This window comes from Caballeronia glathei (assembly GCF_000698595.1).
Taxonomy (GTDB): Bacteria; Pseudomonadota; Gammaproteobacteria; order Burkholderiales; family Burkholderiaceae; genus Caballeronia; species Caballeronia glathei.
On the sequence record NZ_JFHC01000048.1, the window covers coordinates 48,877 to 65,132 of the forward strand.

General features: G+C 62.6%; 21 protein-coding genes and 1 tRNA gene. 21 read left to right on the forward strand and 1 reads right to left on the reverse strand.

The features are described from left to right. The 14 genes from hisD to tatC all read left to right on the forward strand — a co-directional run bounded on the left by hisD (position 1) and on the right by tatC (position 9,615). A complete protein-coding gene (gene hisD, locus BG61_RS25770) occupies positions 1-1,326 on the forward strand; it encodes a histidinol dehydrogenase (protein WP_035930923.1) in 1,326 nt (441 codons plus the stop codon). A 75-nt stretch (positions 1,327-1,401) separates the two neighbouring features. Then, positions 1,402-2,472 (forward strand): histidinol-phosphate transaminase, encoded by a 1,071-nt coding sequence (gene hisC / locus BG61_RS25775; RefSeq protein ID WP_035930922.1) that lies wholly within the window; start codon positions 1,402-1,404, stop codon positions 2,470-2,472. Between the two features lie 36 nt (positions 2,473-2,508). Next, on the forward strand, positions 2,509-3,096 hold the full coding sequence (gene hisB, locus BG61_RS25780; RefSeq protein ID WP_035930921.1) for an imidazoleglycerol-phosphate dehydratase HisB: 588 nt from the start codon (positions 2,509-2,511) through the stop codon (positions 3,094-3,096). A gap of 77 nt (positions 3,097-3,173) precedes the next feature. After that, positions 3,174-3,794, forward strand: a complete 621-nt coding sequence (locus BG61_RS25785; protein ID WP_035930920.1) for a YchE family NAAT transporter — start codon at positions 3,174-3,176, stop codon at positions 3,792-3,794. Then, a complete protein-coding gene (gene hisH, locus BG61_RS25790; RefSeq protein ID WP_035930919.1) occupies positions 3,791-4,432 on the forward strand; it encodes an imidazole glycerol phosphate synthase subunit HisH in 642 nt (213 codons plus the stop codon). Before BG61_RS25785 ends, hisH begins: the two co-directional genes overlap by 4 nt. A 158-nt stretch (positions 4,433-4,590) precedes the next feature. Continuing rightward, positions 4,591-5,343 (forward strand): 1-(5-phosphoribosyl)-5-[(5-phosphoribosylamino)methylideneamino]imidazole-4-carboxamide isomerase, encoded by a 753-nt coding sequence (gene hisA, locus BG61_RS25795; protein ID WP_035930918.1) that lies wholly within the window; start codon positions 4,591-4,593, stop codon positions 5,341-5,343. Positions 5,344-5,455: 112 nt separating this feature from the next. Beyond that, positions 5,456-6,229, forward strand: a complete 774-nt coding sequence (gene hisF, locus BG61_RS25800) for an imidazole glycerol phosphate synthase subunit HisF (RefSeq protein ID WP_035930917.1) — start codon at positions 5,456-5,458, stop codon at positions 6,227-6,229. Between the two features lie 3 nt (positions 6,230-6,232). Then, complete coding sequence (hisI, locus tag BG61_RS25805) at positions 6,233-6,637, forward strand: phosphoribosyl-AMP cyclohydrolase (protein ID WP_035930916.1); 405 nt, start codon at positions 6,233-6,235, stop codon at positions 6,635-6,637. Next, the gene (locus tag BG61_RS25810; protein ID WP_035930915.1) at positions 6,634-7,002 is read left to right on the forward strand and encodes a phosphoribosyl-ATP diphosphatase; all 369 of its coding nucleotides are present in this window, start codon (positions 6,634-6,636) and stop codon (positions 7,000-7,002) included. Before hisI ends, BG61_RS25810 begins: the two co-directional genes overlap by 4 nt. A gap of 35 nt (positions 7,003-7,037) precedes the next feature. Continuing rightward, the gene (locus BG61_RS25815) at positions 7,038-7,430 is read left to right on the forward strand and encodes a DUF4870 family protein (RefSeq protein WP_035930914.1); all 393 of its coding nucleotides are present in this window, start codon (positions 7,038-7,040) and stop codon (positions 7,428-7,430) included. 37 nt (positions 7,431-7,467) lie between these two features. Next, a complete protein-coding gene (locus BG61_RS25820; RefSeq protein WP_035930913.1) occupies positions 7,468-7,830 on the forward strand; it encodes a histidine triad nucleotide-binding protein in 363 nt (120 codons plus the stop codon). A gap of 166 nt (positions 7,831-7,996) precedes the next feature. Next, entirely contained in the window at positions 7,997-8,230 is a 234-nt protein-coding gene (gene tatA, locus BG61_RS25825; RefSeq protein ID WP_035930912.1) for a Sec-independent protein translocase subunit TatA, read from the forward strand. Between the two features lie 33 nt (positions 8,231-8,263). Continuing rightward, positions 8,264-8,785, forward strand: a complete 522-nt coding sequence (gene tatB / locus BG61_RS25830; protein WP_035930911.1) for a Sec-independent protein translocase protein TatB — start codon at positions 8,264-8,266, stop codon at positions 8,783-8,785. Between the two features lie 47 nt (positions 8,786-8,832). Continuing rightward, complete coding sequence (tatC, locus tag BG61_RS25835; protein WP_035942386.1) at positions 8,833-9,615, forward strand: twin-arginine translocase subunit TatC; 783 nt, start codon at positions 8,833-8,835, stop codon at positions 9,613-9,615. 123 nt (positions 9,616-9,738) lie between these two features. Here tatC and BG61_RS25840 read toward each other — a convergent pair whose 3' ends face one another. Then, complete coding sequence (locus tag BG61_RS25840; protein ID WP_035930909.1) at positions 9,739-10,947, reverse strand: S1C family serine protease; 1,209 nt, start codon at positions 10,945-10,947, stop codon at positions 9,739-9,741. Positions 10,948-10,967: 20 nt separating this feature from the next. Here BG61_RS25840 and BG61_RS25845 point away from each other — a divergent pair, with 20 nt between their 5' ends. The 7 genes from BG61_RS25845 to BG61_RS25875 all read left to right on the forward strand — a co-directional run bounded on the left by BG61_RS25845 (position 10,968) and on the right by BG61_RS25875 (position 16,086). Continuing rightward, a complete protein-coding gene (locus BG61_RS25845; protein ID WP_035930908.1) occupies positions 10,968-11,714 on the forward strand; it encodes a Nif3-like dinuclear metal center hexameric protein in 747 nt (248 codons plus the stop codon). 214 nt (positions 11,715-11,928) lie between these two features. Continuing rightward, positions 11,929-12,549, forward strand: a complete 621-nt coding sequence (gene petA, locus BG61_RS25850) for a ubiquinol-cytochrome c reductase iron-sulfur subunit (protein ID WP_035930907.1) — start codon at positions 11,929-11,931, stop codon at positions 12,547-12,549. Beyond that, on the forward strand, positions 12,549-13,931 hold the full coding sequence (locus tag BG61_RS25855; RefSeq protein ID WP_035930906.1) for a cytochrome b: 1,383 nt from the start codon (positions 12,549-12,551) through the stop codon (positions 13,929-13,931). Before petA ends, BG61_RS25855 begins: the two co-directional genes overlap by 1 nt. Before the next feature lie 21 nt (positions 13,932-13,952). Further along, the gene (locus tag BG61_RS25860; protein WP_035930905.1) at positions 13,953-14,708 is read left to right on the forward strand and encodes a cytochrome c1; all 756 of its coding nucleotides are present in this window, start codon (positions 13,953-13,955) and stop codon (positions 14,706-14,708) included. 99 nt (positions 14,709-14,807) lie between these two features. Further along, positions 14,808-15,419, forward strand: a complete 612-nt coding sequence (locus tag BG61_RS25865) for a glutathione S-transferase N-terminal domain-containing protein (protein WP_031362199.1) — start codon at positions 14,808-14,810, stop codon at positions 15,417-15,419. 64 nt (positions 15,420-15,483) lie between these two features. Continuing rightward, complete coding sequence (locus BG61_RS25870; protein WP_035930904.1) at positions 15,484-15,993, forward strand: ClpXP protease specificity-enhancing factor; 510 nt, start codon at positions 15,484-15,486, stop codon at positions 15,991-15,993. 17 nt (positions 15,994-16,010) lie between these two features. Continuing rightward, positions 16,011-16,086, forward strand: a tRNA-Thr gene (locus tag BG61_RS25875). Positions 16,087-16,256: the final 170 nt, after the last annotated feature.

Here is a 16,256-nt window from a genome sequence, read left to right on the forward strand (position 1 = left end):
ATGTCTATCAAGATTCGCAAACTCGATTCCGGTGCCAACGGCTTTCGGGAGGCGCTGCACGCGGTGCTCGCGTTCGAGGCGAGCGAGGACGAAGCCATCGAGCGCTCGGTCGCGCAGATTCTCGCCGACGTGAAGGCGCGCGGCGACGAAGCCGTGCTCGAGCACACCAACCGGTTCGACCGGCTGAAGGCGGAGAGCGTCGCGGCGCTGGAGCTGCCGGCGGCCGAACTGGAAGCGGCGCTCGAAGGGCTCGAGCCCAAGCGCCGCGCCGCGCTCGAAGCCGCGGCGGCGCGCGTGCGCGGCTATCACGAGAAGCAGCGGATCGAATGCGGCAGCCATAGCTGGCAATACACCGAATCGGACGGCACCGTGCTCGGCCAGAAAGTCACGCCGCTCGATCGCGCGGGCATCTACGTGCCGGGCGGCAAGGCGGCGTATCCGTCGTCGGTGCTGATGAACGCGATTCCGGCGCGCGTCGCGGGCGTCAAGGAAATCGTGATGGTCGTGCCGACCCCGGACGGCGTGAAGAACCCGCTCGTGCTGGCGGCGGCGCTCCTCGGCGGCGTGGACCGCGTGTTCACGATCGGCGGCGCGCAGGCGGTGGGCGCGCTCGCGTACGGCACGCAAACCGTGCCCGCCGTCGACAAGATCTGCGGCCCGGGCAATGCGTACGTCGCGTCGGCGAAGCGCCGCGTGTTCGGCACCGTCGGCATCGACATGATCGCGGGGCCGTCGGAGATTCTGGTGATCTGCGACGCCACCACCGATCCGCGCTGGGTCGCGATGGACCTGTTCTCGCAGGCCGAGCACGACGAGCTCGCGCAATCCATCCTGCTGTGCCCCGACGCGGAGTTCATCGCGCGGGTGGAAGAGGCGATCATCGAACTGCTTCCCGCGATGCCGCGCCGCGAGGTCATCCAGCGCTCGCTCGAAGACCGCGGGGCGCTCGTCAAGGTGAAGGACATGGCCGAAGCCTGCGCGATCGCCAACGACATCGCGCCCGAGCATCTCGAAATTTCCGCGCTCGACCCGCACCACTGGGCGGCGCAGATCCGCCACGCCGGCGCGATCTTCCTCGGCCGCTACACGAGCGAGAGCCTCGGCGACTACTGCGCCGGCCCTAACCACGTGCTGCCGACTTCGCGCACGGCGCGCTTTTCGTCGCCGCTCGGCGTCTACGATTTCATGAAGCGCTCGAGCGTGATCGAAGTGAGCGCGGAAGGCGCGCAGACGCTCGGCGAGATCGCCGCCGAACTCGCCTACGGCGAAGGCCTGCAGGCGCACGCGCGCAGCGCCGAATACCGGATGAAGAACACCGCGCAATAAGACATCAGGCGCTCCGACGAACGAACAAGGCGGCCCGAGAGCCGCCCGCGGCCGACGAGAGCGGCCAGCACGATCATGACCACACCACAAGACATCATCCGTCCCGACGTCCTCGCGATGACGAGCTATCCGGTGCCCGACGCTACGGGCCTGATCAAGCTCGACGCGATGGAAAATCCGTACAGCCTCCCCGCCGGCCTCGCGGCGCAACTGGGCGAGCACCTCGCGGGCGTCGCGCTGAACCGCTATCCGGCGCCGCGCCCGTCGGATCTGCTCGCGAAGATCAAGCGCGCGATGGGCGTGCCGCCCGCCTGCGAAGTGCTGCTCGGCAACGGCTCGGACGAACTGATCAGCATGATGTCGATGGCGTGCTCGAAACCGGGCGCAAAGGCCGTCGCGCCGGTGCCGGGCTTCGTCATGTACCAGATGTCGGCGATCTTCGCGCATCTCGAATTTATCGGCGTGCCGCTGAACGCGGATTTCACGCTCGATGCCGACGCGCTCGTCGCGGCCATCGAAGAGCACGCGCCCGCGCTCGTGTACCTCGCGTACCCGAACAATCCGACCGGCACGCTGTTCGACGACGCCGACATCGAGCGCGTGATCGCGGCGGCGCAAAAGAGCCTCGTCGTGATCGACGAGGCGTACCAGCCCTTTGCCGAAAAGAGCTGGCTGCCGCGCGCGGGTGAATTCGACAACGTCGTCGTGATGCGCACGGTGTCGAAGCTCGGCCTCGCGGGCATCCGGCTCGGCTACATGGCGGGCACGGCGCGCTGGATCACCGAATTCGACAAGGTGCGCCCGCCCTACAACATCAACGTGCTGACGCAGGCGACCGCGGATTTTCTGCTCGATCACCTCGATATCCTCGACGCGCAGGCCGCCGAGCTTCGCGCGGAACGCGAGCGCCTCGCGCGCGCGGTCGCCGCGCTGCCCGGCGCGACGGTTTTTCCAAGCGCCGGCAACTTCCTGCTGGTGCGCGTGCCAGATGCGGCCGTGACGTTCGAAACCCTGCTGACGTCGCGGGTTTTGATCAAAAACGTGAGTAAAATGCATCCATTGCTCGCAAATTGCGTGCGTTTGACGGTCGGATCGGCCGAAGAGAACGCGCAACTGGTCGCCGCTCTGAAGCTCGCGCTGCACTAAAACCACTTTCTCTTAAAAAAGTCTCAAGGAAACACCATGCGTATTGCGGAAGTCGTTCGCAACACCAGCGAAACGCAGATCCGTGTGAAGCTCGATCTGGACGGCACCGGCAAGCAGAAGCTCGCCACCGGCGTGCCGTTCCTCGACCATATGCTCGACCAGATCGCGCGCCACGGCCTTTTCGACCTCGAAGTCGAAGCGCATGGCGATCTCCATATCGACGATCACCACACCGTGGAAGACACCGGCATCACGCTCGGGCAGGCGGTGGCGAAGGCGATCGGCGATCGCAAGGGCATCCGCCGCTACGGCCATTCGTACGTGCCGCTCGACGAGGCGCTGTCGCGCGTGGTGATCGACTTTTCGGGCCGTCCTGGCCTCGAATTCCACGTGCCGTTCACGCGCGCGCGCATCGGCACGTTCGACGTCGACCTGACCATCGAGTTTTTTCGCGGCTTCGTGAACCATGCGGGCGTGACGCTGCATGTCGATAATCTTCGCGGCATCAACGCGCATCACCAGGTCGAGACGGTGTTCAAGGCGTTCGGGCGCGCGCTGCGCATGGCGGTCGAATTCGACGATCGCGCGGCGGGCCAGATTCCGTCCACCAAGGGCAGCCTTTGATCCGCGTCGGATGAGCGGAAAGAGCCGGGCTGCGCTTTCTCGGCTGCCTGTGTCGAAAAGTGTCGTGACGGCTGGCGATGGATCTATTCAAATCATTCATTTCACTGCTTGCGCTGATCAACCCGGTCGGCGCGATTCCGTTTTTCCTGAGCCTGACGCAGCAGCAGTCGAGCATCGAAAAGCGCAACACGATCCGCGTCGCGTCGATTTCGGTGTTCTGCGTGATCGCCGTGACGGCGCTGCTCGGGCAGCAGATCATCGAATTCTTCGGCATTTCGGTGGCGTCGTTCGAAGTGGGCGGCGGAATCATCATGCTGCTGATGGCGCTCAACATGCTGAACGCGCAGGTCGGCAACGCGCGCTCCACGCCCGAAGAGCGCATGGAAGCCGAGGAAAAGAACAACGTCGCGGTCGTGCCGCTCGCCATTCCGCTCCTGACCGGGCCGGGGTCGATCAGCACGGTGATCGTCTATTCTGCAAACTCGCATCACTGGTACGACCGGCTCGGGCTGATCGTGATCGGCGCCGTGATCGCCGCCCTGTGTTTCGGCGCGCTGAATCTCGCCGAGCCGATTGCGCGCTGGGTCGGGCGCACCGGCATCAATATCGGTACGCGACTGATGGGTTTGATGCTGGCCGCACTGGCGGTCGAATTCATCGTCGATGGATTGAAGGCGTTGCTGCCTAACTTGAAATGAAAACTTCGATAGCGATTGTTGATTACGGAATGGGCAACCTGCGCTCGGTGTACCAGGCGCTGAGAAAGGCGGCTCCGGAAGCGGACGTGGCGATCGTCGAGCAGCCCGAGGCGATTCGCGCGGCCGATCGCGTGGTGCTGCCCGGACAGGGCGCGATGCGCGACTGCATGGGCCACCTCGGCGCGTCCGGTCTGCAGGAGGCGGTGATGGAGGCCGCGCGCGAGAAGCCGATGCTCGGCGTGTGCGTCGGAGAGCAAATGCTCTTCGACTGGTCCGAGGAAGGCGACACGAAGGGCCTCGGTCTTTTGCCGGGCAAGGTGGTGCGCTTTCAGCTGGAAGGCCAGCTGCAGGACGACGGCTCGCGCTTCAAGGTGCCGCAGATGGGCTGGAACCGCGTGCGTCAGGCGCAACGCCATGCACTCTGGGACGGCATCGCCGACAGCGCGTTCTTCTACTTCGTGCACAGTTATTACGTCGTGCCGGCGAATCCGGCGCATACATCGGGCGAAACGATATATGGCGCACCGTTCACATCGGCGGTGGCGCGCGACAATATCTTCGCGACCCAATTTCACCCGGAGAAGAGTGCCGACGCGGGCCTGCGCCTGTATCGGAACTTCGTGCACTGGAATCCGTGATTCGGGCGGAAACTCCGTGTTTTCGACGTTTTTGCCTATGCCGAATGCATCCGCGGGCGTCGCGATACTTGTACTACACTAGCGAAACGGTCGCGCGCCGGCTTGCAGCCTCGGGCGAACCCGTTTGACCAACCTTCACCAGATAACACGCGATTTCTATGTTGCTCATTCCGGCCATCGATCTTAAAGACGGTCAGTGCGTACGCCTCAAGCAAGGCGATATGGACCAGGCGACCATTTTTTCCGAAGATCCGGCGGCGATGGCCCGGCACTGGGTCGATCGGGGCGCGCGGCGGCTGCATCTCGTCGACCTGAACGGCGCCTTCGCCGGCAGGCCGAAGAACGAAGATGCGATTCGCGCGATCATCCAGGAAGTCGGCAGCGACATTCCGGTGCAACTGGGCGGCGGCATCCGCGACCTGAACACCATCGAGCGTTATCTCGACGACGGCCTCGAATACGTGATCATCGGCACGGCCGCGGTGAAGAACCCGGGCTTCCTGAAGGACGCCTGCACGGCGTTCGCGGGCCACATCATCGTCGGCCTGGATGCGAAGGACGGCAAAGTGGCAACGGACGGCTGGAGCAAGCTCACGGGCCATGAGGTCGTGGATCTCGGCCGCAAGTTCGAGGACTACGGCTGCGAGGCGATCATCTACACCGACATCGGCCGCGACGGCATGCTCCAGGGCATCAATATCGAAGCCACGGTGCGGCTCGCGCAGGCGGTGAAGATTCCGGTGATCGCGAGCGGCGGATTGTCGAACCTGTCCGACATCGAATCGCTCTGCGAAGTCGAGGACGAGGGCATCGAAGGCGTGATCTGCGGCCGCGCGATCTATTCGGGCGATCTCGACTTCGCCGCCGCGCAAACGCGCGCCGACATGCTGCGCGAAGCCGACGACGCCTGATCGCCGCGGCTTTCAGCTCATCGCGTGACGCACTTCCGGCGCCCGGTGAGGGCGCTGGCCGCTCGTCGGCACGACGGCGCTTCCACTCGCACGAAACGGTATCTGCAAGAACATGGCTCTCGCTAAACGCATCATCCCCTGCCTCGACGTGACCGCCGGCCGCGTCGTCAAAGGCGTCAACTTCCTGGAATTGCGCGATGCGGGCGATCCGGTGGAAATCGCGCGCCGCTACGACGACCAGGGCGCCGACGAACTCACCTTTCTCGACATCACGGCCACTTCCGACCAGCGCGACCTGATTCTTCCGATCATCGAGTCGGTGGCGTCGCAGGTCTTCATTCCGCTGACGGTCGGTGGCGGCGTGCGCGCGGTCGAGGATGTGCGGCGGCTTCTCAATGCCGGCGCGGACAAGATCAGCATGAATTCGTCGGCGGTCGCGAATCCGCAGCTCGTGCGCGACGCGTCGGACAAGCACGGATCGCAATGCATCGTGGTTGCGATCGATGCAAAGCGGGTATCGGCCGAGGGCGAGGCGCCGCGCTGGGAAGTGTTCACCCACGGCGGGCGCAAGGGCACCGGGCTCGACGTGATCGAATGGGCGCGCAAGATGGCCGATTTCGGCGCCGGTGAAATCCTGCTGACCAGCATGGACCGCGACGGCACGAAGGCGGGCTTCGATCTCGCGTTGACCCGTGCCGTCTCGGACGCGGTGCCGGTGCCGGTGATCGCTTCGGGGGGCGTCGGTTCGCTGCAGCATCTGGCGGACGGCATCGTCGAAGGCCGCGCGGACGCGGTGCTGGCGGCGAGCATCTTTCACTACGGCGAACACACCGTCGGCGAAGCGAAACGCTTCATGGCGGACCAGGGCATTTCGGTGAGGATGTAGGCTGTGAGCACGCAAAACGACTGGATCGGCAAGGTGAAGTGGGACGCGAACGGCCTCGTGCCGGTGATCGCGCAGGAAGCATCGACGGGCGATGTCCTGATGTTCGCGTGGATGGACCGCGAGGCGCTGGCGAAAACCATCGAACTGAAACGCGCCGTCTATTACTCGCGCTCGCGCAAGCGCTTGTGGTTCAAGGGCGAGGAATCGGGGCACGTACAGCACGTGCACGAAGTGCGGCTCGACTGCGACGAAGACGTCGTGCTGCTGAAGGTCGAGCAGGTGTCGGGTATCGCGTGCCACACCGGGCGGCATTCGTGCTTTTTCCAGAAATTCGAGGGATCGGTTGAGAGCGGCGACTGGGTCGCAGTCGAACCGGTCCTGAAAGATCCCGAAAGTATCTACAAATGACGCAAATCAACACGCAGGACACGCTGCTGCGCCTGGCCGCCGTAATCGACAGCCGCAAGGGCGGCGACCCGGAACAATCCTACGTTTCCCGACTCTTTCATAAAGGCGACGACGCCGTCCTGAAGAAAATCGGCGAAGAGGCGACGGAAGTCGTCCTGGCGGCGAAAGACGCGCGTCACGGCGGCGCGCCGAAGGCGCTCGTCGGCGAAGTCGCGGATTTGTGGTTTCACTGTCTCGTCATGCTGTCGCACTTCGACCTCAACCCGGCCGACGTGATCGCCGAGCTCGAACGGCGCGAAGGCCTCTCGGGCATCGAAGAGAAGGCATTGCGCAAGTCGCGCGAGCGCGAAGAGAACGGCGGCTGACGAGCGCCTGCGTCGTACAGAGGAGGGAGCGTCGAATGAACCAGCCGTCTGAATCCTATCCCCCGCCTGCATACCAGAATTCGGCCGAAGCCGAACGCCAGCGGGGCCTGCGCACGCTCACGCACATTCTCTACGGACTTTACGCCGCGTACTGGCTCACCGGCGGGCTCACGGTGCTGATCGCGATCATCATCAACTATCTGAAGCGCCGGGATGTGGTCGGAACGCCGTACGAAGCGCACTTTGAATGGCAGATCCGCACCTTCTGGTGGGCGGTGCTCGGGCATCTGATTGGCGCCGCGCTGCTGTTCGTGCTGATCGGCTTTCCGATCCTGTTCGCAGTCGGCATCTGGACGCTCTATCGCGTCATCAAGGGCTGGCTGTACCTGTATGAAGACAAGTCATTCGATCCGCGCGCCTGGTTTTGAGCCGCGCGCCTGAATTTGGGAATACACCGGGGAATCCATGAGCCACGAAAACTGCATTTTCTGCAAAATCGCCGCGGGAGAACTGCCGAGCAAGAAGGTCTACGAGGACGACGAATTCGTCGCGTTCAACGACATCAATCCCGCGGCGCCGGTTCATGTGCTGGTGATTCCGCGCAAGCACATCGAGACGCTTTCGCATTGCACCGAAAGCGATGCGCCGCTGCTTGGTAGAATGGTTAGTCTGGTGGGGCGCCTGGCCGACGAGCTGGGTGTGGCCTATACCGGCGGCGACACGGGTTTCCGCACGGTGATCAATACCGGGCCTGGAGGCGGGCAGGAGGTGTATCACATTCATGCTCATCTGCTGGCGGGAGCGCGTCCGTGGCGTCGCATGGGATAAACGCGCAACAAAGACGCGGATTGCGCCTTTCCAATGAAATATTGGACGCGCAAAATGACATAAAGTCAGCCGGGCGTCATCGCGCCGGCTTGTGCCGCAAGGCCGGATCAACTCGTCACGACCGACAGACAACAGGACGTGGCGGGACTAAGGAGAGTTTTCATTCATGGGTTCGTTGAGCATCTGGCATTGGCTGATCGTGTTGCTGATCGTGGCACTCGTTTTCGGCACGAAGAAATTGCGTAACATCGGCGGCGATCTGGGCGGGGCGGTGAAGGGCTTCAAGGAAGGCATGCGCGATGGCGAAACGCCTGCAGACCAGCAGCAGCGCGAACTGCCGCGCAACGGCGCAGTCGACGTCGAAGCGAAGGACAAGACACGCTCCGGCGATTACCGCTAATCTGACCCTCAGACCTTCGGAACCTTCGATTCCATGCTCGACCTCGGTCTGACCAAAATGGCGCTGATCGGCGTCGTCGCGCTGGTGGTGCTCGGGCCCGAGCGGCTGCCGGGCGTCGCCCGCACGGCGGGTGCGCTGTTCGGCCGCGCGCAGCGCTACATCAACGACGTCAAGTCGGAAGTCGCGCGCGAGATGGAACTCGACGAACTGAAGAAAATGCGTACCCAGTTCGAGACGGCGGCGTCGAACGTCGAAAGCACGATCCACGACAATCTTCGCCAGCACGAGGCCGAACTCAACGACGCGTGGAATCAGGGGACGTCGGTATCGCCGAGCATCGCGGGCGGGACTGACGCGCAGACGCCGGCCGATACGTCCAGCTGGCGTAGCGCGTCAGCGTCGCCGGCCAAGCGCAAGAACTGGCGCGTCAAGCAGAGCGCGGTTCCCAACTGGTACAAGCGCACGACCGCCCGGCGCACCCGCGTGCAATCGGGCGCCGCGCGTGTCGCCCGGCATACTCCCGAAACCTTGCGCCGTCCCACGAAGTTCTTCTGAGCCGGCGAGCAATCCATTCCATCGATGATCCCCAACCGAGGGCCGGCGTGAGCGACCCGCAACAGAAGAAAGACGAGCCCGTCGAAGAGACGTTCATCTCGCATTTGGTCGAATTGCGCGATCGCATCATTCGCGCCGGCGCGTCGGTCATTGTCGTTTTCATCGGGCTCGTCTACTGGGCGCCCGATATCTTCAAGCTGCTCGCGCGGCCGCTGATGCAGAACCTGCCGAAGGACGGGAAGATGATCGTCACCGACGTCACCGGCTCGTTCTTTGTGCCGATGAAGGTGACGATGCTCGTCGCGTCCGTGATTGCGCTGCCGATCGTGCTCTACCAGATCTGGGCGTTCGTCGCGCCCGGACTCTATCAGCACGAGAAGAAGCTGGTTGCGCCGCTCGTCGGCAGCAGCTACACACTTTTCCTGTGCGGAATGGCGTTCGCGTACTTCATCGTGTTCCCGACCATTTTTCGCGTCATGGCGCATTACAACGCGCCACTCGGCGCGGAGATGACCACCGATATCGACAATTACCTGAGTTTCGTGCTGACGATGTTTCTCGCGTTCGGCGTGACCTTCGAGGTGCCGATCGTCGTCGTGCTGCTGGCGCGCATGGGCGTGGTGTCGATCAAGAAGCTGAAGGAAATCCGCCCGTACGTGATCGTCGGCGCATTCGTGATTTCCGCCGTGGTCACGCCGCCCGACGTCTTTTCGCAGCTGATCCTCGCGATTCCGCTCATCGTTCTCTACGAAGCGGGGATCATCGCGGCGCGGCTCGTCGTCGGGAAGGACGGGGTGAAGAAGGAAGAGGAAGCACCGGCCGCCGAGTAGATTCGCAGGCGCCGCGGTAAACCCGTTGCGGCAACTCGATAAAAAAGGGCAGCTTCATATGAAGCTGCCCTTTTTGCTTCCTTGCCGCGTTGCCCTGCTTTCGCCGCGCGTTCGCTGCGGCTGCTACTCGTCGCCCTGATCGTCCTCGGGCAACTGCGGCGCGCGCGGCTGGACCGGCCGCTTTCCGATCATCACGTTGACGTCGAGCTCCTTGTTCTTGCGCATCAGGTGAACCTTCACCGACGTCCCCGGCTTGATCTGCGCGACGACGTTCAGAAGACGCGTGGTATCGGTGATCGTGTCGTCGTTGATGCTGACGAGGATATCGCCCGGCTTGATGCCGGCCTTGTCGGCGGGGCCGCCCTGCAGCACGCCCGCGACGATCGCGCCCGATTTCCGGTCAAGCCCGAACGATTCCGCGATCTCCGGCGTCACGTCCTGCGGCTCCACGCCGATCCAGCCGCGCGTCACCGTGCCAGTCGTGATGATGCTTTCCAGCACGCTGCGCGCGGTCGAGACCGGAATCGCGAAGCCGATGCCGAGCGAGCCGCCGCTTCGCGAATAAATGGCGGTGTTGATGCCGAGCAGGTTGCCGTTGATGTCGACGAGCGCCCCGCCCGAGTTGCCCGGATTGATCGCGGCGTCGGTCTGGATGAAGTTTTCGAACGTATTGATGCCGAGGTGATTGCGCCCGAGCGCGCTCACGATGCCCATCGTGACCGTCTGCCCGACGCCGAACGGATTGCCGATCGCGAGCACCACGTCGCCGACGCGCGTCTGGTCCATGCGCCCGAGCGTGATGGAAGGCAGGTTCGTCATGTTGATCTTCAGCACGGCGAGATCGGTTTCCGGATCGATGCCGATCACCTTCGCGCTCGACGTGCGCCCGTCCGCGAGCGCGACCTCGATCTGATCTGCCCCGTCGACGACATGCTGGTTCGTTAGAATGTAGCCTTCCGGGCTGACGATCACGCCGGATCCCAGATTCGACGCCGGCGGCTCGTCGCTCTTGCGCTTGTTCTTGTCGCCGAAGAAGTACCGGAAGAGAGGGTCTTTCGCGCGCGGATCGGCGGGCAGGCTGCCGTCCTTGCTCGAGAACACGTTGACGACCGCGGGCATCGCCTTCTGGGCGCCCTCGGCATACGAAGACTGCACGGGGCGCGAACCGATGCTCGGCGCGACTTCCTGCAACGCGACGATCGGCTCGGCGAGCTGCTTGCCGAACTGGCCCTGGCGTTGGAGCCACTGCGGTTTCAAGGTCGCGATGATGAACATCAGCGCCAATAGCACAGTCACCGCTTGGGCAAAAAACAGCCAGAAGCGTCTAAGCATTTGATGGGATAGAGGATTTCATGGATCGGATCGAACTCGAATTGTATCTGAACAATCTGCTGGAAATCGGCCGCTTCAAGGACTATTGCCCGAACGGCCTGCAGGTGGAAGGCAGCCGGCGCGTGCAGAAAATCGCGACCGGTGTCACGGCCTCGCTCGCGTTTCTCGAAGCGGCGGTCGAGTGGGGCGCCGACGCCGTCCTCGTGCATCACGGCTACTTCTGGAAGAACGAGGCGCCGCAGATCACGGGCCGCAAGTTCCGGCGTCTGCGCATGCTGATCGCGAACGACCTGAACCTCTTCGCCTATCACCTGCCGCTCGACTCGCACCCCGAGCTCGGCAACAACGCGCAGATCGGCGCGCGCCTCGGCCTGATCGCGGACGGCCGTTTCGGCGACCAGGACCTCGGCTGGATCGCGCCGTTGCCGATGCCGCTTTCCCTCGAGCATTTTGGGGCGACGGTTGAAAACGCGCTCGGACGCAAGCCGCTCGTGCTCGGCGACCCGGATCGCGAACTGCGCCGCGTCGCGTGGTGCACGGGCGGCGCGCAGGGTTTTTTCGATGACGCCATCGCAGCCGGCGCCGATGTCTACCTGAGCGGCGAGGTGTCCGAGCAGACCATGCACATCGCGGCGGAGAGCGGCGTCGCGTACCTGGCGGCGGGCCATCACGCCACCGAGAGATTCGGCGTGCAGGCGGTCGGCTCCCATCTATCGGAGCAGTTCGATATCGAGCATCTCTTTATTGATATCGATAATCCTGTTTGAATAACGCGCGCACAATCGATTAATGCGGCAGTGCAAAAGCCTTAAATAAACGCTTCGTAAGAAAAGATCAAAAAGTGCGGGGAAACCCTGAAGCATCAAGGACTTCGAGTGATTTTTGCTACTCGGGCCTTGTAAATGACGGCTCCATTCGCGCACACTAGCGGCGGAAGAACTGATGTGACGGTATAAATCCAACTCAGAAGTGGGGCGTGTGATGCGAGACAAGGAAGATAAGCGCGTCGACGGCAGCCGCCGTACCTGGCTGATTGCGACGACCGTAGCAGGTGGCTTTGGAGGCGTGGCCACTGTCGTACCCTTCGTTAGTTCATTTGCACCATCCGAAAAGGCCAAGGCGGCGGGGGCGCCGGTCGAGGTCGACATCAGCGGACTCAAGCCCGGCGACATGATGACGGTCGCGTGGCGCGGCAAGCCCGTGTGGATCGTGAACCGCACCGATGAGCAGCTCGCCGACGTCAAGAAGGCAGACGGCGAAGTGGCCGATCCCCATTCGAAGATGGAATTTTCGATGCCGCTTCCGGAGTACTGCAACAACGAATTCCGCTCGCGCGCCGATCACAAGAATATTTTTGTCGCGGTGGCCGTCTGCACGCATCTCGGGTGCACGCCCACGCCGCGCTTTCAGGAGGGCCCTCAACCGAATCTCCCCGATAACTGGCCCGGCGGATTTCTCTGCCCGTGCCACGGCTCGACCTATGACATGGCCGGCCGCGTCTTCAAGAACAAGCCCGCGCCGCAGAACCTGGACGTACCGCCGTACATGTTCACTTCCGCGACGCAACTCGTGATTGGCAAGGACGAAAAGGGAGACGTTTGATGGCGACCGCAGACAAGGATGTGGAGACAACCGGGCTGGTCGGCTGGATCGACCGCCGATTCCCGATGACGTCGACGTGGAAAAAACACGTCTCCGAGTACTACGCGCCGAAAAATTTCAACTTCTGGTATTTCTTCGGCTCGCTTGCACTGCTCGTTCTGGTCCTCCAGATCGTGACGGGCATCTTCCTCGTGATGAATTACAAGCCCGACGCGACGCTCGCGTTCGCCTCGGTCGAGTACATCATGCGCGAGGTGCCGTGGGGCTGGCTCATCCGCTACATGCACTCCACGGGGGCGTCGATGTTCTTCGTCGTCGTGTATCTGCACATGTTCCGCGGACTCATGTACGGCTCGTATCGCAAGCCGCGCGAACTCGTGTGGATCTTCGGCTGCGCGATTTTCCTGTGCCTCATGGCCGAGGCGTTCTTCGGCTATCTGCTGCCGTGGGGGCAGATGTCGTTCTGGGGCGCGCAGGTGATCGTCAACCTGTTCTCGGCGATTCCGTTCATCGGGCCGGATCTGTCGCTGTGGATTCGCGGCGACTACGTGGTGTCCGACGTCACGCTGAACCGGTTCTTCGCGTTCCACGTGATCGCGATTCCGCTCGTGCTGATCGGCCTCGTGATCGCGCACCTGGTGGCGCTGCACGAAGTGGGCTCGAACAATCCGGACGGCATCGAAATCAAGGCGAAAAAGGACGCCAACGGCATTCCGATCGACGGCATTCCGTTCCACCCGTACTACTCGGTGCACGATTTCATGGGTGTGTGCGTGTTTCTGCTGATCTTCTCGGCGATCGTGTTTTTCGCGCCGGAGATGGGTGGCTATTTCCTCGAAGCGAACAACTTCGTGCCGGCCAACCCGCTGCAGACGCCGCCGGAAATCGCGCCGGTCTGGTACTTCACCGCCTTCTACGCGATGCTGCGCGCCACCACCGATCCGTTCAAGATCGTGCTGATGGTCGTGATCGCGCTGCTTGGCGTGCTCGCACTCGTGCGTGCGCGCGGCAAGTGGCGCCTTGCGCTGCCCGTTCTCGCGCTCGCCGTGGTCGTATTCATGGCGCTCACCGAGTCGAAGTTCTGGGGCGTGGTGGTGATGGGCGCCGCGGTGGTGTCGCTCTTTTTCCTGCCGTGGCTCGACCGCAGCCCGGTCAAGTCGATCCGCTACCGGCCGCTTTTCCACAAGGTTTTCTACGGCATTTTCGTGTTCGCGTTCCTGATGCTCGGCTATCTCGGGACCCGGCCGCCTTCCCCGGCCGCGACGCTGATCGCGCAGATCTGCGCGCTGATCTACTTTGCGTTCTTCCTCGGAATGCCGTTCTGGACGCCGCGCGGTCGCTTCAGGCAGCCGCCCGAGCGCGTGCGGTTCAAACCTCATTGACGCCGTGCCGGAGACAATACGATGAAAAAATGGCTCTCTACACTGGCGCTGGTCGGAGCGGCGATGTTCGCGTTCAGCACGGCGCCGGCGCACGCGGAAGGCGAAGTCGCGCTCGACCGCGCGCCCGACAACGCGGACAATTTCGCTTCACTGCAGCACGGCGCCCAATTGTTTGTAAACTATTGCCTGAACTGCCACAGTGCGAATCTGATGCGCTACAACCGTCTGACGGATCTGGGCATCGATCCGAAGGAAATTCAGGCGAACCTGCTGTTCACCACGGACAAGATCGGCAACACGATGTCCGTCGCCATGCGTCCGGACGACGCGAAAACGTGGTTCGGCACGACGCCGCCGGACTTGTCGGTGGAAGCGCGGGCGCGCGGGAAGGATTGGTTGTATACCTATCTGCGGAGTTTTTATCGCGACGAAACCCGGCCGACCGGCTGGAACAACCGGGTGTACGAAAACGTAGGCATGCCGCACGTGCTGTGGGCGCTCCAGGGCATCCGGACCGCGAAGTTCGAAACTGAAACCGACGAGAAAACCGGCGAAAAGGTGAAACATTTCGCGGGCTACACGCAGGTTACGCCGGGGACGATGTCGCCGGTGGATTATGATTCGGCTATGGCCGATCTGGTTTCGTACCTTTCGTGGATGTCGGAGCCGGCCCAGCAGACGCGTAAGCGGCTGGGCGTCTGGGTGCTGATTTTCCTGGGGGTATTGAGCTTTCTCGCCTGGCGCCTGAACGCGTCATACTGGAAAGACATTAAATAGACACGCCGCGATCGGTGTGGGTCAGCGTGACGGAAGCGCCTCTTCGAAGGCGCTTTTCGCGCGTCGGCCCGTCAAGTTTTCTGAAGGGACCTTAAAAACATGATGGTTTTGTACTCCGGCACTACTTGCCCGTTCTCCCAGCGCTGCCGGCTGGTGTTGTTCGAAAAGGGCATGGATTTCGAAATCCGCGACGTTGACCTGTTCAACAAGCCGGAAGACATCGCGGTGATGAACCCGTACGGACAGGTTCCGATCCTGGTCGAGCGCGACCTGATCCTGTATGAATCGAACATCATCAACGAATATATCGACGAGCGTTTCCCGCATCCGCAGCTGATGCCGGCCGATCCGGTCCAGCGCGCCCGCGCTCGCCTGTTCCTGCTCAACTTCGAAAAGGAACTGTTCGTTCACGTCGGCACGCTCGAAAACGAGAAGGGCAAGGCCGCCGAGAAGAATCACGAGAAGGCGCGCAACGCGATCCGCGATCGCCTGACGCAGCTCGCCCCGATCTTCCTGAAGAACAAGTACATGCTCGGCGAAGAGTTTTCCATGCTCGACGTTGCCATCGCGCCGCTGTTGTGGCGTCTGGACCATTACGGCATCGAGCTGTCGAAGAATGCCGCGCCGCTGATGAAGTACGCCGAGCGGATTTTCAGCCGCCCGGCCTATATCGAAGCGCTGACGCCTTCGGAAAAGGTGATGCGCCGCTAAGTTTTGCGAGTGCGGGCGCGGCGGCGCGGATTTCGCGGCGCCGCGCTCCGGTAAAGGACTGTTGATGCAAGAGATTTCAACCAAACCCTATCTGCTGCGCGCACTCTACGAGTGGTGCACCGATAACGGTTTCACTCCCCACATCGCGGTGCGGGTCGACAACGGCACGCGCGTGCCGCGCCAGTTCGTGCGCAACGACGAGATCGTGCTGAACATCAGCTTCGAGGCGACAAGCCAGCTGCAGATGGGCAACGAGTGGATCGAGTTCAGCGCGCGTTTCTCGGGCAAGTCGCACAAGATCGAGGTCCAGGTCGCCAACGTGCTCGCCATCTACGCACGAGAGAACGGGCAGGGCATGGCGTTCCCGGTCGAGCCGGCGACGCTTGCCGCGGCTTCCGATGGCGACGGTCCTGCGTCGGCGGAGCCGCGTTCGTCGGAACTGGAAGGGGCCGAAAAGGAAGCGCAGGAGAGTGCGGCTGCGTCGTCGGCCTCCTTCTCCGACGACGCCCCGATTTCACCCGACGACGATTCATCGAAATCGCCTGGCCGATCTCACCTCAAGGTCGTCAAATGAAGTAGAATTGCCGCCTCGCCGGCTTAGCTCATCTGGTAGAGCACTTGACTTGTAATCATGAGGTGGCGGGTTCGAGTCCTGCAGCCGGCACCAAAACCAGCGTCGACGGGTCACGCGATGTTCGCGTGACCCGTTTGCTTTTAGTAGGAAGTGGATCGTTGGAGGCAGGCTTCGAAGCAGGAAGATTCGCTTCGAAAGTCGATAGGAAAAAGTTTAAAAACCTATTGACGCTTCCAGAAACGTTCTTCATAATCTCGTTTCTC